Below are 23,454 nucleotides of genomic sequence, written 5' to 3' on the forward strand. Positions count from 1 at the left end.
CCGTGCAGTGGATCGTCAGCGGAGGTAAAGAGTTGTAGGGACGCATGACGCCATCCATCGCGCTGGCTACCATCGTGGATCACAAGACTAAGGGAGCCCCGATGACAATCCGCCTGATGCCGACGCTGTCCCTTGCGATGGGGGCCGCACTGGCCGGCTGCGCCTCCTCGCAACCGGTCACGCAGATCGACAAGGACACCTACCTGCTGGTGGCCAGTTCACGCTGGCGCGGCAATGACGGCGTAGCGGCACAGGGTCTGCAGCAGGCCGATGACTGGTGCCGTCAGCAGGGCCGCCGTGCGCGCATCATCGGCAGCGAACGTTCGGAAGGCGTGATCGGCGTGATGCCGCCCAAGGTGATGCTTAGTTTCAAATGTGATCTTATTCGCCAGTAGGCCGTCCCACGGCCCGGGAGCCGGCAGGAATCGGCCTGCGCGGGTAGAATCACGCCCTTGCCGCGCCCATAAGGCGCGTGATCGAGGATAGAGAAGAGGCCGCCACCGGACCTGGTGCACGAAGTCTCTCCGCCGCAGTGTGCGTCATCCGCGCAATGAACATAAAAAACGCGCCATCCCGGCATGAGCGTCTTCATGCGCGGGCCTGTATTCATCATTCATCCATTGCCATGCTTGCCACCACCACCCGCCTCTTTCCCGTGTGGGCGCTGCTGCTTTCCGCCGCTGCCTACTTCTCGCCGCCGACCTTCACGCCCATCGGCAAATACATCACCCAGCTGTTGACGCTCATCATGCTGACCATGGGCGTCACCCTCACCGTGGACGACTTCAAGCGCATCATCAAGCGCCCCGCACCGGTGGCTGCCGGCATCATCCTGCACTACCTGGTCATGCCGCTGGCCGCCTGGGTCATCGCCAAGGTGCTGCGCATGCCGCCCGATCTCACCGCCGGCATGGTGCTGGTGGGCAGTGTCGCCTCCGGCACCGCCTCCAACGTGATGATCTATCTTTCGCGCGGCGATGTGGCGCTGTCGGTGACGATCTCCACGCTCTCCGCGCTGGTGTCGGTGTTCGCCACGCCGATGCTGACCGAGCTCTACGTGGATGCCTCCATCCACTTCGACGCCCACGCCATGCTGATGTCGATCGTGCAGATCGTGGTGGTCCCCATCGCGGTCGGCCTGGTGCTGAACCTGTTCGCGGGCAAGCTGATCCGCCGCATCGAGCCCTACCTGTCGCTGGTGTCGATGGTGGCCATCCTGCTGATCATCTCGGCGGTGGTTGCGGGCAGCCAGGCCAGCATCGCTTCGGTCGGCCTGGTGGTGCTGGTGGGCGTGATCCTGCACAACGGCCTGGGTTTGCTGGGCGGCTACTGGGGTGGCCGCCTGCTGGGCTTCGACGAAGCAGTCTGCCGCACGCTGGCCATCGAAGTCGGGATGCAGAATTCCGGGTTGGCGGCCGCCCTGGGCAAGCTGTATTTCACGCCGGTGGCGGCCTTGCCGGGCGCGTTGTTCTCGGTGTGGCACAACCTCTCGGGGTCGCTGCTGGCCGGCTACTGGCGCGGCCGTCCGCCGCGTGACTGAAGCGCAGTTGCAGTGATGCAGCGCTGAATCCAACGGCCCGCTTCGCCTAGAGGCGGGCCGTTGTCGTTGGTGCGCAGCGAAGCGCAAAAACTGATTACAATCCGCCATCACCGCACGTCCCATCCATCTCCATCAGGAGGGTTATTCATGCAAAAACGCAAGTTCCTCGGCCTCGGTGCCTCGCTGCTGGCCGCGCCCGTGGCTCTCCCGGCGCTGGCCGCTGACAAGAAGCCTGGTGCTGCCGCAGGTCCGGTGTTGCTCACGGTGACCGGCGACATCAGCAAGGCCAATCGCGGCCCGCTTGATCCGGCGCTGGACCAGATGATGGCCAAGCAGAAGCTGGCGTTCGACCGGGCCCACACCTTCGATTTTGCCGCGCTCGCCGCGCTGCCTTCGGTGGAGATCCATCCCACGCTGGAATACGATGGCCGCCGCCACAGCCTGCGCGGTCCGCTGCTCTCGGAAGTCTTGCGCGCCGTCGGAGGTCCCGCCACCGTGCAGAACTGTGCCCTGCGCGCCGTCGATGGCTATGCGGTGCTGGTCTCGGCCGAGGATATCGCCAAGTATCGATTCATCATCGCCACCCATCTGGATGGCAAGCCCATCCCGCTGGGCGGACTCGGTCCGCTGTGGGCCGTGTATGACGCCGACAGCTTCCCCGAGATGAGTGCGCGCCCCTTGCCGGAGCGCTTCGGCCAGTGCCCCTGGGGCCTGTATCACATCGCCGTGCGCAAGGCCTGAGGCGATGTGATGGGACAGCGCCTCAGACGTTGATTGCGCTGTCCGACTTCATGCGCTTGCGCAGTTCGAACTTCTGGATCTTGCCGGTGGAGGTCTTGGGCAGCGGACCGAAGTAGATCGCCTTGGGTACCTTGAAGCCCGCCAGGTGGCCCCGGCAGAATTCGGTCAGTTCGGCCGCATCGATGTTGGCCCCGTCCTTCAGTTCGACGAAGGCGCAGGGCGTCTCTCCCCATTTCTCATCCGGTTGCGCCACCACCGCTGCGGCCAGCACGGCCGGATGGCGGTACAGCACGTCTTCCACTTCCACGCTGGAAATGTTTTCGCCGCCGGAGATGATGATGTCCTTGCTACGGTCCTTGATCTTGATGTAGCCGTCCGCGTTCATCACGCCCAGATCACCGGTATGGAACCAGCCCCCGGCAAAGGCTTCGTGCGTGGCCTTGTCGTTCTTCAGGTAACCCTTCATGCAGATGTTGCCGCGGAACATGATCTCGCCGATCTCCTCGCCGTCGGCGGCTACCGGTTCCATGGTGTCCGGCGAGAGTACCGTTACCCCGCTCTGCAGGTGATAGCGCACGCCCTGGCGTGATTTCTGTACCGCGCGTTGATCCACCGACAGCGTGCTCCATTCATCCTGTTCCGCACACACGGCCGCCGGGCCATAGACTTCGGTGAGTCCATACACGTGGGTCAGCTCGAACTGCATCGCCTCCATCTTGGCCAGCACGGCCGCTGGCGGCGGCGCACCGGCCACCATCGCCTTGACCGGACCGCGAATGCCGGCACGCCAGCCCTCGGGGGCATTGGCCAGCGCCGCATGCACGATGGGTGCGGCGCAGTAATGCGTGATGCCATGTTCGGCGATCAGGTCGAACACCAGCTTGGGGTCGAACTTGCGCAGGCATACGTTCACGCCTGCGCGGGCGGCCACGGTCCACGGGAAGCACCAGCCATTGCAATGGAACATGGGCAGCGTCCACAGGTAGACCGGATGCTTGGGCAGATCCCATTCGAGGATGTTGGAGACCGCATTCAGGGCCGCGCCGCGATGGTGATAGACCACGCCCTTGGGGTCGCCGGTGGTGCCGGAGGTGTAGTTCAGCGCAATGGCATCCCATTCGTCGGCGGGCCATTGCCATTCGAAATTTTCATCGCCATCGGCCAGCAGGGCTTCGTATTCCAGATGGCCGAAACGCTCGCCGGGTACCGGCGGCGGACCCAGCACGTCGAACACCTCGACGATTTTGAGCGCCGGCAATTGCGTGCGCAACTGCTGCGCCAGCGCGGCGAATTCGCTGTCGATCAGCAGCACCTTGGCTTCGCCATGGCGCAGCATGAAGACGATGGATTCGGCATCGAGCCGGATGTTGAGGGCATTCAATACCGCACCGGCCATGGGCACGCCGAAGTGCGCCTCCACCATCGCCGGGGTATTGGGCAGCATGGCCGAGACGGTGTCGTTCTTGCCGATGCCCAGACGCTGCAGGGCGCTGGCCAGGCGGCGCGTGCGGCGATAGGTCTGGTCCCAGTCCTGGCGCAATGCGCCGTGAATGATGGCGGGACGCTGGCCATAGACGGCGGCGGCGCGCGCGATGAAATCGATGGGGGTGAGGGCCGCGTAATTGGCGGCGTTGCGGCCAAGGCCGGTGTCGAAATCTGCCATGTCTGTCTCCTTGCGGCGGGGATGAGGGGCGCGGCCTGTGCATTTTTTATCAGCCGCCTGTTATTTTCTGCACTAGGGTAGCACCGAAGCGGCCTTGCGCTTTGTCATCACGACGACAAGGCTGACATGCGACAATGTTTGCCGTTTCCTTCCCTCTTTCACTATCCCATGAGCAGTCCGATGGCGCAGCTTCTGCAGCAATACGACTGGTTCGCCGCGCTGGCCGGCGAACATCGTGCGCTGGTCGCCGCCACCACCCAGTTGACGCGCTTTTCGGCCGATGCCTTCGTGGCCCGGCGCGGCGAACTCTCGCAATACTGGATCGGGGTGCATGAGGGCCTGATCAAGCTGGCGGTCTACAACATCGATGGCCGCAGCAGTACGCTCTCGGGCGTACCCGAGGGCGGCTGGTGCGGCGAGGGCAGCGTCATCAAGCGCGAGCCGCGCCGCTATGACGTCATCGCCATCCGGGCGTCACAGATCCTGCTGGTGCCGGCCGATACCTTCCACCGCCTCATGGCCGAGAGCCTGCCCTTCAACGCCTTCGTCATCGGCCAGTTGAACGAACGCATGGGCCAGTTCATCGCCACGGTCCAGAACGAACGCCTGCTTGATGTCGATGCCCGCGTGGCGCAGGCCATTGCACAGCTGTTCCACCCGATGCTGTATCCGCGTACTTCCAAGGTGCTGGAACTGTCGCAGGAAGAGATTGGTCTCTTGACCGGATTGTCGCGCCAGCGCGTGAACCAGGCCATGCGCCACCTGGCTGAGCTGGGGCTGGTGGAGATTTCCTACCAGAGCATCCGCGTGGTCGATCTCGATGGCTTGCGCGCCTTCGGCATGGCCTCGCTGTGAGCGGCCTGTCACCACGATGACAGTCAGGCCCCCGCTGCCGGCTTAAGATCAGGCGAGCATCCCTGCATTGAGACTGCATCGCCCCCTCCATGGCCATCATCACCCATCATCACCTGCTGCTGCGAGAACTGCGTTTCGCCGCCCCGGCGCGCGTGCGTGTCTGGAAGGGGGCGGCCACCTTGAAGAGCGGGGGCGTAGCGGTCGAGCTGCAGGAGGGCGAAAGTTTCACGGTGCCGCCCTTCGTGCGTTTTTCCTGCCTCGCCCATCCGCGCGTGACGGCACAAGGCATGCGCCCCGCAGTCTGGTCGCTGGCGCTGGAGGCACAGGCCAGCGCCGATATGGAACGCGCCGCCGACACCAGCAAGCCCCACGCCCGCCGCCTTGCCGCCGCCATCTTTGCGCAGCCTTGCGCCGACTGGTGCGCCGAGCGCATCGCAGGTGAGTGGCAGATCTCCACGGCCCGGCTGCGTGCCTTGCTGTTTGCCGAGGGCGAGTCATTGCGTAGCCTGGTGCGCGAGCAGCGCGTGGTCTGGGTACTGGCGCAACTGGCGCGGATGGAAGATGCCGGTGCCAGTCCCGCCGCCGCCGGGTTTGCCTCGCTGTCGGCCCTGCAGCGCGCCTGCCAGGACCTGATCGGCCTGCCGCCCGAGATTGCCGGCCGTGCCCTGTCGCTGCTGAGCAGCCATCCCCGGCCGTCCGTTGTGCTGCAGGATGACCAGGCCCGCCAGCCGCGCTACCGCCCTTATTTCTGAGGCGTCTGCGGCCGGGTGGCGGCAAGTTTGCTACCATCTGCGCTTTCCCTCAATTCTGTGTGGCCCGGTCCGGGCTGATTTCTCATGAGCAAGTTCTGGAGTCCCATCGTCAGCCGCCTGACGCCCTACACCCCCGGCGAACAACCCAAGATCGCGCGCCTGGTCAAGCTCAATACCAACGAGAGCCCGTATGGCCCGTCGCCGCTGGCCCTGCAGGCCATCGCCCGCGAGGTCAGCGACAACCTGCGCCTGTATCCCAATCCCGACGCCGAACCCCTGAAGCTGGCCATCGCCCGCCGCCATGCCGCCGACGGCATCAGCGCGCGCGAGGTGTTCGTGGGCAACGGCTCCGACGAAGTGCTGGCGCACGCCTTCCAGGCCCTGCTGCAACATGGCAAGCCCATCCTGTTCCCGGACATCACCTACAGCTTCTATCCGACCTATGCCGGCCTGTACCAAGTCGACTATCGCGCCGTGCCGCTGGCCGAGGATTTCACCCTGCGCACCGAGGATTACCTCGGCCATGGCGATGCCATCGGCGGCATCATCTTCCCCAATCCCAATGCGCCGACCGGCTGCCTGCTGGGACTGGACGAAGTGGAGCGCATCCTGCAGGGCAACCCGGAGCGCGTGGTGGTGGTCGATGAGGCTTATATCGATTTCGGCGGCGAGAGCGCCATCCCGCTGGTGCAGCGCTATCCCAATTTGCTGGTGGTGCAGACCTTCTCCAAGTCGCGCGCACTGGCCGGCATGCGGGTCGGTTTCGCAGTCGGCCATGCTGACCTGATCGATGCGCTGGAACGCGTCAAGAACAGCTTCAACTCCTACCCGCTGGACCGCCCCGCCATTGCCGGTGCCACCGCCGCCATCGAGGACGAGGACTATTTCCGCAAGACCTGCGACATGGTCATCGCCAGCCGCACCGCACTGGTGACGCAGCTGGAAGCACTCGGCTTCGAGGTCCTGCCCTCGGCGGCCAACTTCGTCTTCGCCCGCCATCCGCAGCGCGATGCCGCCGAGCTGGCCGCTGCCTTGCGCAGCGACGGCATCATCGTGCGCCACTTCAAGAGCGAGCGCATCAAGCAGTTCCTGCGCATCACCATCGGCACCGATGAGGATTGCGGCACCCTGGTGGAGGCATTGCGCCGCCATCTCGGCCAGCAGTAAGTGTCCCCTCTGCGGGCCGCGCCGGTGTTGGTCGCGCGGTCCGATGTGCAGAAAACGTCAAGCGCCTGCGGTGCGTCCTTCTCCCGCGCCCAGCGGCCTTTGCCGCCACGCCACCAGCGCCCCCGCCAGCAGCATCAGTGCAGAAAACGTCAAGCCGCGTTGCAGGCCGCCGGCACCATCGGCGATCCATCCGACGATGGATGGGCCGATGATCTGCCCCACGGCAAAGATGATGGTGAAGGCGCTGATGCCGGCTGGCCAGTCCGAGGGCGGCAGGTTGTGACGCACCATGGCCGTGGTCGACGCCACGGCCGACAGGAAGCAGCCGCCAAACAGCAGCCCTGAGGCAAACACCGCCACCGGCGCGGCCGTCGTGGCCGGCAGCAGCGTGGCCAGGCACAGCAGGCCGTTGAGGATGGCCAGCGATTGTCCGCCCCGGAAGCGGTCCAGCATGCGCGCCCAGATGCGTGAAGACGCAAAGGTCGCCGCGCCCAGCAGCGCAAAGAACAGCGTGATGCGCGCCGGTGCCATCCCTTCTTCCTTCAGCAAGGCGATGACGAAGGTCATGTAGCCGATGTACCCGAGACCGAAGAATAAATAACCGATCAGCCCGAACAACAAACTGCGCGGACGCCAAGCCCCGCCTCCTGCCGCCTGCGCCGGGGAGGTCGGCATCAGCCGCGCGGGCAGCGTCATGACCAGGCTGGCCACCAGCGCCAGCGCACCCAGCAGGATCCACGCCCATTGCCACGGATGGGGCGCACCCCGGGCGGCTGCGGCCTCCATTACCGGTGGCACCAGCAGCGAGGCGGCCACGATGCCGATGCCGGTACCGCCGTAATACAAGCCCAGCAGCAGGCCGGCGCGCTGCGCATGCAAGGCCGCCAGCCGGCTCACCAGCAATCCGCCCGAGACGAAGATGAGCGCACTGGTCACACCCGTTACTATCCGCAGCAGCAATTGCAGCAGCGTGTCCGTGGTCAGCGCCGGCAGGAAGGACAGCAGGGCGGTGGCGAAGGCCCCCGCGATCAGCACGCGGTGCGCCTGATAGCGGCGCATCAGGCGCGGCGTCAGCAGCGCGCCCAGCAGGTAACCCAAGGCATTGCCGGTATTCATGCCGCCGGCGATGAGGTAAGGCCAGCCGAGGTCGCTGCGCATCGGCGCCAGCAGCAGGGCATAGGAGAAACGCGCCACCCCCAGCGCCACGGCCGTGCCCAGCGACAGGGCCAGGGCGGTCAGGATGGGATGGCGCAGGAGGAAAGGCGAGGGCGCATGCGCGGCGTGCGGGGGCATGGAATGGCGTCTCCTGGCGGTCTTGTTGTGGTGTGGGGTGCCAGTGTAGCCGAAGCGGTCAAACCGCTGCGCCGGGCTAGGGCCTGTTCACATTTAATCTGCGAGTGCGAGAGGTCGCCAAGCGTTGACTGCCTAGGCGCGGCGACGCGCCGTGGTGGTGCCACGGCAAGGAGCTGCAACAACGGCAGGCGACGCTTGGCGGCCTCTCCCGGAGGGTTGCCCCCAGAAGGCGCGCTGGCCGCGTTGCACGTCAGGGCTGGTGGCACCACCACCAGCCCTGACGCGCGGCTTGCCACCCCGCCTTCTGGGGGGCAACGCATCTCGCAGATTTAATGTGAACAGGCCCTAGGTGGTGACCGGCCGCCAGTTGTGTTGCTGCACCACATGCAGACAGGCATCCACTACCACGGGATCGAGGCGAGACCCGCTCTGGCGCTGGATTTCTTCCAGGGCGACTGCCATGCCCAGCGACTTGCGGTAAGGCCGGTCGGCCGACATCGACTCGACGATGTCAGCCACGGTCAGGATGCGCGCCTCCAGCGGCAGCGCATCGCCGCCGATGCCGCGCGGATAGCCGCTGCCATCAAGGTACTCGTGATGGCACCAGACGATCTCGGCAAGGTTGAAGGGGAAGCTGATCTTGTTCAAGATCTCGTAACCGAACTGCACGTGGGTCTTGAGCACGCCGTATTCGTCAGCGGTAATGCGGCCGGGTTTGGTCAGCAAATCGAGCGGTATTCTGGCTTTGCCGATGTCGTGCACTTGGGCGGCCATGTGCAGCACGTCGATGCGCTCGGCCGGCAGGGCCAGATGACGGCCGATCATCACCGCCAGCTCGGCGGTCTGGTCCTCGTGGTTGGGCGTATAGCCGTCAGTGAGCCGATGCAGGGCGATCAATGCATCGATGACTTCCTGGTAGATCTTGTTCGGTTCTGAAACTGGCATTCCTGTCCCTGCGTGATTGCAGCCGCTGGCAGCGTGCACGGTCGCTCAGAGGTGTTGCTCGATGGAGGGTGACAGGCGATGCACCTGCCGTGAACCTTTGCCGGTTCCTTTTCTCTGAATGAGCCCCTCTTGGGGAGGCCCCGACCCGCTGGTCCGACGACGCATGTGCATGCGTTTTCCCGGTTGTCGGATAATAGCGGTCTGCAATATTGAAACTCATTTCAGGAAAGAAATGATTCTGCGCAGTTTACATTCCTGACTGATCGATGACAACAAAGCTGTCCACTTCCCGCCCGTCTTCTGCCCTGCGCCTGATCTGGCGCAAGTTTGCCATCCCGCTCTTCTTCCTGTTGCTGGGCGTGGTGTTTTCCACCTGGGCGGCCCGCATTCCCGCCATCCGGGACCATCTGCAGCTCGATGCGGCCACGCTGGCGCTGGTGCTGCTGTGTGGCGGCATCGGCGCGGTCGGCTCCTTCCCGCTGGCCGCGTGGATCACCGGCCATTACGGCGCGCGCCACAGCACGCTCTACGCGGGGCTGGCCCTGCTGGTGTCGCTGCCCTTGCTGGGACTGGCGCCGAACGTGGCCTCGCTCATGCTGATCTGCACGCTCTATGGTGCGGCGTCCAGCTGCTTCGACGTCGCCATCAATGCGCTGGGCGCCCAGGCCGAACGCGACGCCGGCCGACCCATCATGTCCATGCTGCACGGCTGGTTCTGCGTGGGCACCTTCTCCGGTGCGCTCGCCGCCAGTGCCGTGGCGGGCATGGGCATCGCACCGATCTGGCACTTCCTGCTGGTGGCCGCGCTGTTCCTCTATCCGCTCTACGCCTGCTATGAAGCGCTGCCCGATGACCGCCCCGAGCACGATCCCGCACGCAAGCTCTTCGCGCTGCCGCACGGACATCTGGTGGTGCTGGGCGTGATCGCCTTCTGCGGCGCCATCGTCGAAGGTTCGGTGGCCGACTGGAGCGGTATCTACATGAAGGATCATATCGGTGCCAGCGATGGTGCCACGCCCCTGGCCTATGCTGCCTTCGCCGGGATGATGCTCATCATGCGCATGATCGGCGACCGTCTCAAGGCCCGCTATGACGCGCGCCGCGTGGTGTGGGTCGGCACGCTCATCGCGAGCTTGGGCATCGCCCTGGCCGTGGCGGCACCCGGCATGACGCTGGCCATTCTTGGCTTTGCCATTGCCGGTACCGGCGTGGCCGCGGTCTTCCCGTTCGTCTTCAGCGCTGCCGGACGGCATGGTTCCAGCGCCCTGGCGGCGGTGGCCACGCTGGGCTACAGCGGCAGCCTGATCGGCCCGCCGGTGTTCGGCTTCCTCGCCCATGGCTGGGGATTGCAGGCTGCACTGGCCTTGCTGGGCGTCTTGTGCCTGGCCATGGCCGGGTCCAGCCGCCGCGCGCAGTGGCTGCAGTAAGGCCTCCGCTTTTCACTTCTACTACCTCTGATGCAAGGAAAAAATACGATGCGCAATCTGGTCCTGCTGCCGGGCTTCATGCTCAATGCCCACCTGTGGGATGACATGCAGGCCGACCTGTCCACGCTGGGTGCACTGACCTTCGGCGACCTCGGCCAGGATATCGGCATCCAGGCCATGGCCGACGCCGTGCTGCGCCAGGCGCCGGAGCGCTTCGTGCTGTTCGGATTTTCGATGGGCGGCTTCGTGGCCCAAGCCATTGCGCTCAAGGCACCGGAACGCGTGCTGGGCCTGGGTTTGCTCAATACCTCATCGCGCCCGCAGACCGAGCGCGAATCGGCGGGCACACTGGCGCAGATCGAGCTGGCCCGGCGCACCCCCTTCAAGGGACTGACATCGCGCGCACTGGCCTCTTCGCTGCATCCGGCGCGCAGCACCGATCGCGGCCTGCTGGACCGGCTGCAGGCCATGGCCCTGGCCAATGGCAAGGAGGTGTTCCTGCGCCAGCTGCAGACCCTGCGCGACAGCAACGCCGAGGATCTGCAACGGCTGCAGTGCCCGGTACTCATCGTCAGCAGTGACGAAGACAAGCTGCGCAGTGTGGAGGAATCGGAAGAGATGGCGCGCCAGATACCGCACTCGCGCCTGGAGATCATCGGCGACTGCGGTCACATGACGCCGATGGAAAAGCCGCAGGAATTGTTCGGGATCATCTCTGACTGGATCGTGCAATCCGGTCTGTGAAGCCTGCGCGTCGGCCAGTCCGGGACCGGCGCGGCAGGACTTGAAGGGGGCTTCAGCCCTCGTCGCGCTCCTTGCGGGGCGCTTCGGCAGAGCGGCTGCCGGGCCGTTTGTTCACTTCATCCAGTCCGCCCGTGCCGCGCAGGTCGGTATCGACCTGGCCCTTGCGGATATCGTCATATGCCTGGCGAATCTCGGGGCGCTCGACGGCATGGCCGCTGTTGGCGGCGTCCTGGCGGTCCGCATGCTGGTCATGCTCATGCGGCAGGCGCGGCTTGTCATGTTTGGGGTGACGGTCTTTTCTGGTTCTCAGGAAGCTGGTCATGGTGGTGGTCCTCGCAATTGAATGGTTGACTCTTCTTTTGCCGCAGGGCGATGCCGTGTGAGAGTGGCCACAGCGCATCATCACGCCTTGCATCTGCATGAAGCGAACAAGTACGACCGGGCCTCACAACAGAAGTGCCGCGAGTTACAAAGTGAGATGAAAAATAAGATTTTGTCCGACAGACAATTCGTACAAGCCGGCGCACAAGGCGCGGAAAGAAAAGAGCAGATGCCCGCTTGGACGCGCCAGGACTGGCTGCGTTCCCCATTTGCTGTGAATGGCCGCACATGAAAAAAAAGGCGGACCCGGGTAGCGGTCCGCCTTTTACTTAGTTTTTCACGCCGCTCATGATGGCGAGAAGCTCATCCGTTACTGCAAAAGCGTCGCCTCACAGCGACAGTCGCGCACGCGCGGCGCGATATTCCTCTTCCAGCCTATCCACCATTTCGGCCACGGTCGGCACATCTTCCATCAATCCCACGCCCTGGCCTGCGCCCCAGATATCGCGCCATGCCTTGGCCTTGCTGCCGCCGCCGGAACCGAAGTTCATCTTGGTCTTGTCGGCTTCGGGCAGGTTGTCCGGATCGAGGCCGGCATTGACGATGGACTTCTTCAGGTAGTTGCCGTGCACGCCGGTGAAGAGGTTGGTGTAGACCACATCGGCGGCGGTCGACTCCACAATGGCCTGGCGGTAGGCGTCGTCGACATTGGATTCACGCGTGGCCAGCCAGCGCGAGCCCATGTAGGCGAAGTCCGCGCCCATGGCCTGCGCTGCCAGCACCGCATCGCCCGTGGCGATCGAGCCGGACAGGGCCAGCGGTCCCTTGAACATCTTGCGCACTTCACCCACCAGCGCGAAGGGCGAGAGCGTACCTGCATGGCCACCGGCACCGGCGGCCACCAGGATCAGGCCATCGACACCGGCTTCCAGGGCCTTCTCGGCATGGCGCAGCGAGATCACGTCATGCAGCACGATGCCGCCATAGCTGTGGACGGCATCCAGCATTTCCTTGGGCGGTGCGCGCAGGCTGGAGATGATGATGGGCACCTGGTGCTTCACGCAGGTGGCCACGTCCTGGGCCAGGCGGTCATTGGACTGGTGCACGATCTGGTTGACCGCGATCGGTCCCGCCTTGCGTTGCGGGTGTTCCGCTTGCCATTGGGCAAGCTCGTCCTGCAGCTGGGTTAGCCAGGTGTCGAGCAGCTCGGCCGGGCGCGCGTTGAGGGCAGGAAACGATCCGACCAGCCCGGCCTTGCACTGGGCTGCCACCAGGGCCGGGCCGCTGGCGATGAACATGGGCGAGCAGATGATGGGCAGGCGCAGATCTTGCAATGCTTTGGGGTAAGCAGGGGCTGGTGGCATGGTCGTCTCTCTTGGGTTGTCATTATCTCAAGGCAACAGGGCAGGACCCCATGCCGCTTTTGTCCGGCGATTATAGGACAAAAAGCGACAAAATATAACGGTCGTGCTTTTTGTTGCGCGAAGGTGAAATTTTCAGGAAATTATTTATATGATTTACTGTCTTCCCTTCATGCGTGCTATGTTTTCCACAAGCCTGCAATAAAAACAGGCCATGCAGGGCGCTACCGGGGGCGTCTTGCGGACCGGCTCAGCCGGAAGGGCCATGCCCGCGTTCCATCTATCTATCGTTATTAGCCGTAGGGGGGAATCATGCAACACTTTGATCTCGTCAATGTCCTCATCATCGTCCTGGCCGCCGTCGCACTGATTGGGGGCGCGCTGCTGCACAAGCGTGCACTGAAAAAGGCGCTCATCGAATCGGACAAGCTGCCGGTGCGCGGCCTGCGGCGTTATCGCCAGCAGTGAAGCGCGGCGCTTGCCCGCCATCCTGCGCGGCATTCTTTTCATTCAATACGACCATTGCAGGCTGAACCCGCCGGTCAGCGTACCGGTGGGGAATCCCTGTGGCCTGGTCAGTGGCGCAGCGATGAAGAGCTCCATGCCGAGCTTGTCCACGTTGCCACGCCAGCCCAAAACGGCACCGCTCAAGCGGCGCCCGCTCAGGCTTTGCGTCAGTGGTCCCGCTACCGCGCCGGTATCGACGCCGGCGTACACTTCCTGCCCGCCTTCTCCCATCCCCCAGGACAACTCATTGCGCAGCAGCCAGCCGCGCTCGGCCTGCAAGTTCATGTCGCCATCAAAGCCACGCACGGTATAGCGTCCGCCGATGGCGAACTGATCCTGCGCCGGCAGCTTGCCCCGGTTCCATTGGGCGCGCGCCGTTGCGTTGTAACGTAAGCGTGCTGCGCCCAGCGTGAAGGGCGCATTGATCGCTGCGTCCGCCAGCCACAGTCCATAGCGCGTGGTGATCTGCGGCAGGTCGAGTTCGTCCTCGGGCGCACGGCCTTGCCGGTCCAGTGCACGGCGATGGCTCAGGTTGATCTCGGCCACGGCCGGTCCGATGAAGTGGCGGTGATTCACGCTCCATTCCCATGCCGTCATCCTGCGCTGTTGCGGCGCCAGCGGGATCTGGTCGACGAAATTGAAGGACTTGCGCAGCAACAGCCGGCCTGCGACATGGCTCTTGCTGGTGGCATTGCGTTGCAGGAGGCGCGACAGTTTGACTTCGCTCGTTTCGGCATGGCCGCTGTAGACCACCGGTTCAAAGGCGCCCTCCACCGTCTGGTGATAACGGCTGCCCGAGAGCGTCGCCGAGAGCAGCCAGTAGCCGAAGGGCAGCGAATAATGCACGGTATGGCTGCGGCTGCCGCGATCCCCATAGCGCCCCAGGCTGCGCGTGAGACTGGCGTAGAAGAGATCATTGAGCGTCCACCAGTTGTCATAGGCCACCGTCACGCCTGCCTGATAGCGGCCAGTGGTGCGCGCACCGCCATCGTCCAGCGAGGCTGACACGCGGAACGGAAAGGCCTGCCGGTATTGCACGACCAGATCGCTGTCGCCGGCTTGCGCGTCGGATTCTTCCGAGGGCGTGATCTCGATGTCGGCCTCCGCTGTCGGCACGCGCCTGAGGTTTTCCAATCCTTGCTCGATGGCGCGCAAGTCGAGCAGATCTCCCTCAGACAGCGGCAGTGCCGTGACAGCATTGCCGCGCGTGTCCGCTCCCTCGGCCATGCGCACCTTGCGCAGCCTGCCCGGTATTACGGTCAGTACCAGCCTCCCGGCTGAAAGATCCTGCGGCTGCGCCAGCACGCGGGTGGTGGTGTAGCCGCGCGCGATGATGTCGGCCTGCACGCGAGCCAGCAGGATTTGCAGACCCTGGCTGCCCAGGCAGCGGCCTGCGGCACCACCATCCCCGGCCGCCTTCATCACCGTGCCCAGGGCGGGCCGGAAGCGCTCCGCAGAATCTCCTTCCATGATGATCGTGTCGATGCGGCTGCAAGCTTGTTCGTCCTCGGGGTAGTCCAACGACGTGGAAGCGGGAGGGGTCAGGCCCAGCGTGAGCACATCGGGCGCTTGCTCCAGGGCCTCGCGCAAGACGCGCTCTCGTTCGCGCTGCAGTTGTTCTTGCTGGATGCCGGGAGATTGTGCTGCGCTGTAGAGCGGGAGGGAGAGCGCGCCGAGCAGCAGCGGAGAAAGGAAGTGGTAGCGATTCATAAGGAAATGGTCGGCGAGCAAAACAACACCGGGCACGCGTGTGGCGATCACTCAACAATTTGGGAGATCGCAATTTCTCTTTTTATCGTCTGCACATAAATCAGACTTTTCTGATTTTTTAATCCGCTCTAAAAAAATAGACTGCGCCTCGAATCGATGAGGCATCCGGTCCGGGTCGATCTCGCAAAAGGGGCGATCCATGAACCGTCAGCGCTATCAGTTGGTCTTCAACCGTCATCGCGGCATGCTGATGGCGGTCGCGGAAACCGCCTCGACCACCAGCGGCCAGAGGTCACCGATGGCATGCGGGGCTGCCGGTGTGGTGGCACCGGCATCGTGGCAGTTCTGCACGCTGGTCTTGGCCCTGGCACTGACGTGGCAAAGCGTGGCACATGCGCAGATCCTGGTAGACCGCAACGCGCCGCGCGAAGAGCAGCCGATGGTGCTCAAGGCCGCCAACGGCGTGCCCGTGGTGAACATCCGGCAGCCCAACGCCAAGGGCCTGTCGGTCAACAGCTACCGGCGTTTTGATGTGGATGGACGCGGAGTCATCCTCAATAACGCGGGTGGCTCCAGCAAGTCCGAACTGGGCGGCTATATCGCTGGCAATCCGTGGATGCCCGGCGGTGGCGCACAGATCATCGTCAACCAGGTCAATGCAACGGACCCCAGCTACCTGCGCGGCTTCATCGAGGTGGCAGGCAACCCGGCGCAGGTGATCATCGCCAACCCTGCCGGCATCACCTGCGCGGGCTGCGGTTTCATCAACGCCCAACGCGCCACCATGACCACCGGCACGCCCGTCATCCGGCAGGGCAATCTGGAAAGCTATCGCGTGAACGGCGGCGTGATCAGCTTTGAAGGACGCGGCCTGCAAGCCAGTGATACCGCCTATGCCGACGTCATCGCCCGTGCAGTGCGCGTACATGCGGAGCTGCGGGCCAAACAGATCCGGCTCACCACCGGGCTCAATACGGTCAGCGCTGATCATGCTCAGATCACGCCGGGTTTGCCCGCCGCCGATGCAGCACCGGTGCGTGCGGTAGATGTGGCCGAAGTCGGCGGCATGTATGCCGGCCACATCTACCTGACCGCCACCGAGCATGGCGTGGGTGTGCATCATGGTGGCACCTCGGCGGCGACGGAAGGACAACTGGTCGTCACCTCAGCCGGTCGCCTGGAAAATACCGGGACGCTTGCTGCGCGCGGCGATACGTTGATGACGGCTGCAGGCGCGGTGAGCAACAGCGGTGTGATCGGATCGGATAGCGCGTTGCGGATCCACGCTGCCGCGCTGGAGAACACCGCCAGCGGCCGCATCGGCAGTGCCGGCGGTACCAGCGTGCAAAGTAGCGGCGCGGTGCGCAATGCAGGAAGCGTGTTCGGCGATGCAGGCATCACGCTGGCTGCCGCAGCGATGGAAAATGCCGGCAACGTAGTGACACCGGGCCCGCTTGCACTGCGTATCCGCGACACGCTGGACAGCAGCGGCAAGCTCGGCAGCAATGCCCTGCTTGAGGTACAGGCCGCTACGCTGACCAATCGGGGAGATCTTTATTCAGCTCACGATTCCGTCCAGTTGCGTGTGGCAGGACGTATTTTCAACAGCGGCAGCATCGAAGCAAAACGGGCACTCGATGCCGAGGCGGCAGCGATTGAAAACCAGGGGCGCTTCATCGGGGAAGCGGCACTCAACGCCAGCGCAAGCGCCGCCCTCACCAATGCTGGCACCATGGGTAGCAGGGCCGGTGCCGACTTCAAGGCTGCTACCCTCGACAATCGCGGCACGCTCAGTGCAGTCCAATTGCTCGCCCTGAAAGTGACCGGCAAATTCACCAACGAAAAAAACGTCGGTGCCGGCAGCACCCTCCAGATCGATGCCGATGCACTGGACAACAGCGGCAAGCTGTTCTCGCACGGTAGCTTGCTGATGCGTATCGGTGGTGCTGCACTCAACAGCGGCAAGATTGGCGCAGACGGCACGGTGGATTTCCGGACGGCCTCTCTGGTCAATGGCGGAGCACTCTATTCGCTGGCCAAGAGTGTCGACATACAGACCCGAGAAAGCATCACCAACAGCGGTACTGTTGAGGCCAAGACATCCGTCTCATTGAAGGCGGCGGCCCTGAACAACAGCGGGACGTTCACCGCCGAGGGCACCATGAAGCTCTCGCTGCAGCAGGGCTTGAGCAACACCGGAGAGATCGGCGCCAACGATACGCTCACCGTCAATGCGGCCACGCTGGAGAACCGGGGCAGGATCCGTTCGGCCGAGAGTTCTCTCGAACTGACGACAGACGGAAAGACCAGTAACCAAGGAAAGATCCTCGCCGACACCCGGCTGGAGATCACGGCCACTGGCATCGACAACAGCGACGGCACGCTGGGCGGCGGCGAGGTGCTGATTGATGCGCGCAACCGGCGTTTCAACAATCAGCGCGGCGTACTCTTTGCGCGGCAAGACCTGAAGGCAGAGAGCGCAGAGCTCGACAATCGTGCCGGCAGTATCGCCGCCAGGGGCAAGCTGACGCTCTCCAGCGGTGAAGTCAACAATGAGGGCGGATTGTTGCAGGCCCTGAAGAGCCTGGACATCGATACCCACGGCCAGGCACTGTACAACCAGCATTCGGGCAAGGATCAAGGTGTGCGTGCCGGCACGGATCTGCACATCAAGGCCGGCGCGCTCGGCAATGGCGCGGGTGTTGTGGTGGCAGGTGGCGAAGCCCGTCTTCAAGTGAGCACCCTCGACAATCAGGGTGGCGATATCGCCACTGGTGGTGGGCTGCGCATCGAGGCCGGCAGCGTGGACAATCGCGGCGGGCAGTTGCAGTCGAAGGGCGCGATGCGAGTGGAGGTGTCAGCAGGCGACATGGATAACCGCCGTGGCCTGATGCGTTCCGACGAAGACATAACGCTGCAGAGCCAGAGCCTGCGCAACGACGACACCCAGGGCAAGGATCAGGGCATCGAAGGCCGCAGCGTAAGTGTTACCACGGGCGCGCTCTACAACAACAACGGTGCCATCCGCACCGGCCAGTCATTGCAGATAGCCGCCAGCGACAGCGTGGACAATCGCGGCGGACTCCTGTCTTCGCAAGGCACGCTGTCAGTCAATGACCTGGCCAGCACCCGCAGGCTGGTGATCGACAACGAGGGCGGACGGATCCTCGCAGGCGGCGACCTCAGTCTCACATCGCACTCCCTGATCGGCAAGGGCTTGCTGTTGAGTCACAGGAATCTGCGTATCGATGTGGTCACCGATCTGGAGCAGCGCGGGGAAACCGTTGCCGGTGGCGATCTCGATCTGCGCACCGGCGGCCGCTTCAGCAACTACGGCACGCTGGCCGCAGGGGCAGCGTTGCGCGTGACTGCCAGGGGATTCCAGAATCATGCGGGTGCTTCGATACTGGGCGGCGATGTCTCGCTGTCTGCCGGTGCGAGCCAGGACTTCATCAACCGCGGCCTGGTCGATGGCGTCACCACGCGCATTCAGGCTGGCACGCTCTACAACCTCGGTGCCGGGCGCATCTACGGTGACCGCGTCGCGCTTGCTGCAGATGTGCTGCACAACGCACCGGAAATCATCGATGGCGTACAAAGAGCCCCCGTCATCGCGGCACGTGAGCGTCTGGATATCGGCACCGGCTTGCTCTACAACAGCGAGCAGGCGCTGCTGTATTCGGTCGGCGACATGTCCATTGGCGGTGCCATCGGCAGCGACCATCGCGCGACCGGACGCGCGCGCGAGGTCAACAACACCAGCGCGACTGTCAATGCTGATGGCGCGCTCACCATTGCGGCCGATGCGATCAACAACCGGAATGCGCACTTCGAGATCGCCGAAGAGAGCAAGCCGGGACGCAGGATCATCAACTACCGCCTGGTGGGATCGCCGGATTTCGTCTCCGGTGACCATGCGCGGCTGATCCATCAGGATAGCGGCCAGATCATCGCGCCGGAGAACTGGCGCGCGATGGGTGATGAGGACAACTTCCGCCTGCTGCTGCCGTCGGCGGAATATCCCTTTGCTCGCTACGGACCGCCGTTTGATTACAGCCGATATGTCCGCAGGCGCGACACTTCCGATAGTGGCGTGGGTGTTGACCGTGCCTATCTTCGCCCGCTTGCTGCCGTCAGTACCGAGTCCTCCAGTTTCGAGGCAGAGCCGGAGCGCTTTGTCTATCAGCCTGAGGACAGGATATGGGATGTGTTCGGCCTGGCACGGCCTACCGCTCCCATACCGCCGGAGCCCGCTCTGCCGAAACTCTGCAGCGTTCCAGACTCCTGCCGAGATGCGGACTACCGGCGACGGTACGGCGAATGGAAAGCGATCCGTGATGCGCAGTTTCCGTACCACGACAAGCTCGACAAGGCGATCCTGAAATTCAACCGTTCCATCTACGCCCGCATGGCGAGCGAGTGGATCATCTACGACGGCACCGAGCAGATCCAGCGCACCACCGTGACCCGTAGCGCCCCCGGCATGATCACCTCCGGCGGCGCGATGACCCTGGCCGCCGGTGTGGTCAACAACTACGCCAGCCAGTTCATCGCCGGTGGCCTGCTGGCCGGAGATGCCGTCAATGGAACGGCCATCAACAACACCGGCCCCATGGGCAGGCAGACGGTCACCTCCACCGGCACGGCAGAGAAGACCTTCATCAGGGAACATTGGCTCAAGGCCGATGAGCGTCGTTATGAGAGCGCACCCTACGCCTCTCAAACGATAGAAACTCAATTCCCGCTTGATGTGAGCGCCAAGCACGAGGCAGGCAGCACGCGCGACCGTACTCCTCGCACACCCGCCACCGTTCCCGCCCAAGCGCTGCCGGATGCGGGCAAGACGGCTGACCTGCGTGCTCCCGCCGTCGACGTGAGCCTGCCGGCCAATGCCTTGTACCAGGTCAATCAGAGCAGCGTGGCCGCACCCCTGGTGCAGACCGATCCGCGCTTCATCGGCCAGCGCAACTGGCTGTCGTCCGACTTCCTGGTGCGTGCGTATCAGGACCGCTTCGGTCCTGCGCCGGGGTACCAGCGTTTCGGTGATGGCTTCTACGAGCAACAGCTGATCCAGCGGCAGATCCAGGAAGCCACCGGCCAGCGCTATCTGAACGGCTTCAGCAACAACGAGGCGCAATACCTGGCGCTGATGCAAGCCGGGATGCAGCAGGCACAGGTCCAGCGCTATGCGTTGGGCATCGCACTCTCCGAAGCACAGATCGCCCAGCTTAAAACGGACATCGTCTGGCTGGTACAGCGGAGGGTGATGCTGGCCGATGGCCGTGAGCAGGAAGTGCTGGTGCCGCAGGTCTATCTGCAGCCGTCGAGCCTGCGTGTCAGTGGTCGCCAGACCCTGATCGCCGGCAATGAGGTTGCCTTCCAGACCGTGCAGGACATCCTCAATCGCGGCGGCACCATCGCCGCACGATCGGGTGTGACGCTGCGCGCGGACAACGTCCGGAGTCTCGGCGGGCGCATCGAGGGCGGCTCGGTTCGCGTTGTGGCGCAGAGTGATATCGAGAATGCCGGCGGCGTCATCGATGCCAACGACAAGCTGGTGCTGAGTGCGGGCCGGGATGTCGTGCTTCGCAGTACCAGCGTCACGACTGCCAATGCCATCACCACGGGACGCAATATCGATCAGGTGGCCAGCGTGAGTGGCAAGGACGTGGTGCTGCTTGCTGGCCGCGACCTGCAGGCCGATGCTGCCGTCATTGCCGCCTCGGGTGACGCCGTGTTGGCGGCGGGCCGGGATGTGCGTCTTGGTGTCGTGCAGGAATATTTCCGGCAGGAGACCCGCTGGGCCGATGACAAGGGCGGCAGCAACTGGGTCAGTCGCTTGACCGGGCCTAACTTCGTGGATCGCGCCAACGGTGCACACGGCACCAGCGAGGTCGGCATCAATCGCGCCGTGGTGACCGGTAACAAGGAGGTCGCCACGCAGGTCAGCGGCAACAGCATCCGCATCCAGGCGGGGCAGGATGTGACGAGCAAGGGCGCGCAGGTGGTGGCGGAGAACGCGTTGCAAGTCGAGGCCGGGCGTGACATCCACATCGGCACCGCCAACGTCTCGGCCAGCGCACGCGACCAGGGGCAGCGCAGCAGCAGCGGAATCCTGACGGCCAGGACGGTGCGCACCGATGACGCCAGCAGCACCAGCCGCGAGGCGGGCAGTACCTTCTCTGGCGAGACGGTGCTGGTGCGCTCGGGCAACGATGTGAATGTCAAAGGCAGCCAGATCGCTTCGACGCAGGGCACGACCATTGTGGCGGGCCGTGACGTGAACATTGTTGCCGCAAGCGAGAGCAGCACCCAGCGCAACTTCCGGCAGGAAACCACCAGTGGCGTGATGGGGGCGGGCATCGGCGTGACGGTGGGCAGCCGCATGCAGAGCCGCGATGTGGATGGGCAGCAGCAGACGGCCTCTGCTTCCACGGTAGGGAGCGTGGCAGGCGATGTCAGCATCGTGGCGGGCAATCGCTATACGCAGGTGGGCAGTGATGTGCTGGCACCGGGTGGCGATATCGACATCGTGGCCCGGACGGTCAGCATTCTTGCTGCCCAGCAGAGCAGCCGCACCGTGACCGAGGACAAGTTCCGCCAGCAAGGGGTGACGGTGGCGGTGACCAGTCCGGTGTTGTCGGCGGTGCAGACGGTGCAGCAGATGGCGGAGGCGGCGGGCAAGACCAGGGACCGGCGCACGCAAGCCCTGGCCGCAGCCACAGCAGGATTGGCGGCATCCAATGCGGCGGACGCCGTCATCGCGGGCCAGGGCAAGACCATCAATGACAAGCCCAATCAGATTGCGACGGGGCCGACAGATCCCGCCACCGGGAAGACGCCGGCCCGCGATGCCAATGCCGCCGACAAGGCCGGCGGCATCAACCTGGCCTTCAGCCTGGGTGCGAGCAGCAGCCAAGGCAGATCGGAGCAGACCCACAAGACGGTGCGCGGTTCAAGCGTATCGGCTGGCGGAAGCGTCGCCATCACTGCCAATGGCGAGGGTGGTGACGGCCACATCCTCGTCCAGGGCAGTGACATCAAGGCGGGCGTGGACGCTACGCTGAAGGCCGCCAATGAGGTCCGGCTGATGGCAGCGCAGGAGACATCGGAGCAACACAGCCGCAACAGCGGTGCGTCGGGATCGGTCGGATTTTCCATTGGGACTGACGGCTTGCTCTTCACGGCAAGCGCCTCCGGCAATCGCGATCCAGCAGAACGATCTGTTGGCGGCGTACATAACGCTCCTCTATTGTGGAATCCATGCCCAGAATGTTTCCGGTTTTTTTCTAAACATTAAGGACGAGGTCGATAGGGTCGCTGTTCTGGATAAGAGATTTTCGTGGCCTTGCATACCAGACGGCTACGAACTTCCTAAACATTTTGGTTTGTCACCCCATTCTTGATAGGCTGGGTTTTCTCCACGTATGTTTCCAACTGAAAAAGAGCATCTGTGGCTATCGTTCAGTTCTGAATTGCTCGCAACCAAAATGAACACGGTCATAAATTTAGACGTCGTCCAGACGACCTTTTTGTCACTGGTCCAATCCGTAGGTTTGACTAAAGAAGAGATCATGTCCGAGGAAGACGAGCACGGACGATGCCACTGGTCAATTAATCACGACGCATCCTTAAGCTTGGAGTTCTGTAAGAACTTGCAAGCGCTGACTTCTTTATTTGAGTTTTCTAATAGAGCAAGGCTCTCCGGTGATGACTTGACTGCCTATTGCGCGCTGATGCGAGCTGGGCTCCATGCGCTTATATTGCAGGATGTTTTCGAAGAGATCATGAACGATGTCGATAAGGTTCTGTACGGAGATAAAAGATTTTTCTGGCCCTCTATCCCGGAGGGATATCAGATACCTCAGCATTTGTTGGCGGCCGGAGCTGACACAATGAAGCGCGTGAAGGGTCCTGATGACACTGCGGGTCGCGACGGACTGATGTTATCGAAAGGCGCGACAGGAGAAATTGTAGTGATGGGAAAGGATCGAATCGACGCAATCAGCAAGACGTTCATCGAATTGGCTGAAAGCATAGGCGACACGCGAGAAGAAATGGATAAAGCGAAGGATGAAAATGATCATTTCGAATGGCGTATTGACTACAACTCCTCACTGGGTGATCGTCTGGAGCGATATCTTGACCAGCTCTTCCTCAGCGTAGAGGTCCACCGTATTGCTACTCACAGGAGTGACCAGCTGGCCGCTTACCAGGCCCTCAAAGATGTTGGAACTCATGCCCGATCGATATCGGAGTTATTCGGAGATATCAAGGCTGATGCGCATAAGGTCAGCATTTTCGATGAAAGATTTGCTTGGCCAGAGATCCCTGATGACTACAGATTTCCAGAACATCTGGTGATGAGCGGCGGCTGTTGATCAACGAGGTCTCATCGACGTCAGTCCCTTAGTCCTCCAAAGACCCA

General features: G+C 63.4%; 17 protein-coding genes. 11 read left to right on the forward strand and 6 right to left on the reverse strand.

Annotated elements, in window-relative coordinates:
- Positions 1-44 precede the first annotated feature (44 nt).
- The 3 genes from ACWHXP_RS21075 (at position 45) to ACWHXP_RS21085 (ending at position 2,281) form a co-directional block, all read left to right on the forward strand.
- Positions 45-395, forward strand: coding sequence for a hypothetical protein (locus ACWHXP_RS21075; protein WP_489624213.1), 351 nt, complete (start codon positions 45-47; stop codon positions 393-395).
- Between the two features lie 230 nt (positions 396-625).
- On the forward strand, positions 626-1,540 hold the full coding sequence (panS, locus tag ACWHXP_RS21080; RefSeq protein WP_489624212.1) for a ketopantoate/pantoate/pantothenate transporter PanS: 915 nt from the start codon (positions 626-628) through the stop codon (positions 1,538-1,540).
- A 147-nt stretch (positions 1,541-1,687) separates the two neighbouring features.
- On the forward strand, positions 1,688-2,281 hold the full coding sequence (locus tag ACWHXP_RS21085) for a putative pterin-binding protein (protein ID WP_489624211.1): 594 nt from the start codon (positions 1,688-1,690) through the stop codon (positions 2,279-2,281).
- A 22-nt stretch (positions 2,282-2,303) separates the two neighbouring features.
- On the opposite strand, the gene ACWHXP_RS21090 is transcribed toward ACWHXP_RS21085, so the two are convergent.
- On the reverse strand, positions 2,304-3,944 hold the full coding sequence (locus ACWHXP_RS21090) for an acyl-CoA synthetase (RefSeq protein ID WP_039790214.1): 1,641 nt from the start codon (positions 3,942-3,944) through the stop codon (positions 2,304-2,306).
- A 180-nt stretch (positions 3,945-4,124) separates the two neighbouring features.
- Between ACWHXP_RS21090 and ACWHXP_RS21095 the strand changes: the two genes are divergently transcribed.
- The 3 genes from ACWHXP_RS21095 (at position 4,125) to hisC (ending at position 6,718) form a co-directional block, all read left to right on the forward strand.
- Positions 4,125-4,799 carry a Crp/Fnr family transcriptional regulator gene (locus tag ACWHXP_RS21095; protein ID WP_088755430.1) on the forward strand — a complete coding sequence of 225 codons (675 nt, stop codon included), beginning with the start codon at positions 4,125-4,127 and terminating at the stop codon, positions 4,797-4,799.
- A gap of 89 nt (positions 4,800-4,888) precedes the next feature.
- On the forward strand, positions 4,889-5,551 hold the full coding sequence (locus ACWHXP_RS21100; protein WP_489635128.1) for a hypothetical protein: 663 nt from the start codon (positions 4,889-4,891) through the stop codon (positions 5,549-5,551).
- A gap of 84 nt (positions 5,552-5,635) precedes the next feature.
- Positions 5,636-6,718, forward strand: coding sequence for a histidinol-phosphate transaminase (hisC, locus tag ACWHXP_RS21105; RefSeq protein WP_489635127.1), 1,083 nt, complete (start codon positions 5,636-5,638; stop codon positions 6,716-6,718).
- A gap of 57 nt (positions 6,719-6,775) precedes the next feature.
- Here the strand turns inward: hisC and ACWHXP_RS21110 are convergent, their stop codons facing one another.
- On the reverse strand, positions 6,776-8,011 hold the full coding sequence (locus tag ACWHXP_RS21110; RefSeq protein WP_489635126.1) for a YbfB/YjiJ family MFS transporter: 1,236 nt from the start codon (positions 8,009-8,011) through the stop codon (positions 6,776-6,778).
- Between the two features lie 345 nt (positions 8,012-8,356).
- Positions 8,357-8,956: an HD-GYP domain-containing protein gene (locus tag ACWHXP_RS21115; protein ID WP_489635125.1), complete on the reverse strand. Its 600-nt coding sequence runs from the start codon at positions 8,954-8,956 to the stop codon at positions 8,357-8,359.
- Positions 8,957-9,222: 266 nt separating this feature from the next.
- On the opposite strand from ACWHXP_RS21115, the gene ACWHXP_RS21120 reads away from it, so the two are divergent.
- Positions 9,223-10,383 (forward strand): MFS transporter, encoded by a 1,161-nt coding sequence (locus ACWHXP_RS21120; protein WP_134223921.1) that lies wholly within the window; start codon positions 9,223-9,225, stop codon positions 10,381-10,383.
- Between the two features lie 48 nt (positions 10,384-10,431).
- Positions 10,432-11,127: an alpha/beta fold hydrolase gene (locus ACWHXP_RS21125; RefSeq protein WP_489624206.1), complete on the forward strand. Its 696-nt coding sequence runs from the start codon at positions 10,432-10,434 to the stop codon at positions 11,125-11,127.
- A 52-nt stretch (positions 11,128-11,179) separates the two neighbouring features.
- On the opposite strand, the gene ACWHXP_RS21130 is transcribed toward ACWHXP_RS21125, so the two are convergent.
- Positions 11,180-11,449: a hypothetical protein gene (locus ACWHXP_RS21130; RefSeq protein ID WP_034339950.1), complete on the reverse strand. Its 270-nt coding sequence runs from the start codon at positions 11,447-11,449 to the stop codon at positions 11,180-11,182.
- A 388-nt stretch (positions 11,450-11,837) separates the two neighbouring features.
- A complete protein-coding gene (locus tag ACWHXP_RS21135) occupies positions 11,838-12,812 on the reverse strand; it encodes an NAD(P)H-dependent flavin oxidoreductase (protein WP_034339953.1) in 975 nt (324 codons plus the stop codon).
- Between the two features lie 309 nt (positions 12,813-13,121).
- Here ACWHXP_RS21135 and ACWHXP_RS21140 point away from each other — a divergent pair, with 309 nt between their 5' ends.
- Positions 13,122-13,277: a hypothetical protein gene (locus ACWHXP_RS21140; RefSeq protein WP_166675113.1), complete on the forward strand. Its 156-nt coding sequence runs from the start codon at positions 13,122-13,124 to the stop codon at positions 13,275-13,277.
- A gap of 42 nt (positions 13,278-13,319) precedes the next feature.
- Here ACWHXP_RS21140 and ACWHXP_RS21145 read toward each other — a convergent pair whose 3' ends face one another.
- On the reverse strand, positions 13,320-15,026 hold the full coding sequence (locus ACWHXP_RS21145; RefSeq protein WP_489635124.1) for a ShlB/FhaC/HecB family hemolysin secretion/activation protein: 1,707 nt from the start codon (positions 15,024-15,026) through the stop codon (positions 13,320-13,322).
- 199 nt (positions 15,027-15,225) lie between these two features.
- On the opposite strand from ACWHXP_RS21145, the gene ACWHXP_RS21150 reads away from it, so the two are divergent.
- Both ACWHXP_RS21150 and ACWHXP_RS21155 read left to right on the forward strand, forming a co-directional pair.
- Positions 15,226-22,326: a two-partner secretion domain-containing protein gene (locus tag ACWHXP_RS21150; RefSeq protein ID WP_489635123.1), complete on the forward strand. Its 7,101-nt coding sequence runs from the start codon at positions 15,226-15,228 to the stop codon at positions 22,324-22,326.
- A gap of 274 nt (positions 22,327-22,600) precedes the next feature.
- Positions 22,601-23,407 (forward strand): hypothetical protein, encoded by an 807-nt coding sequence (locus ACWHXP_RS21155; RefSeq protein WP_489624199.1) that lies wholly within the window; start codon positions 22,601-22,603, stop codon positions 23,405-23,407.
- The last annotated feature ends 47 nt before the right edge of the window (positions 23,408-23,454 follow it).

Source organism: Herbaspirillum sp. Her2, from assembly GCF_057961375.1.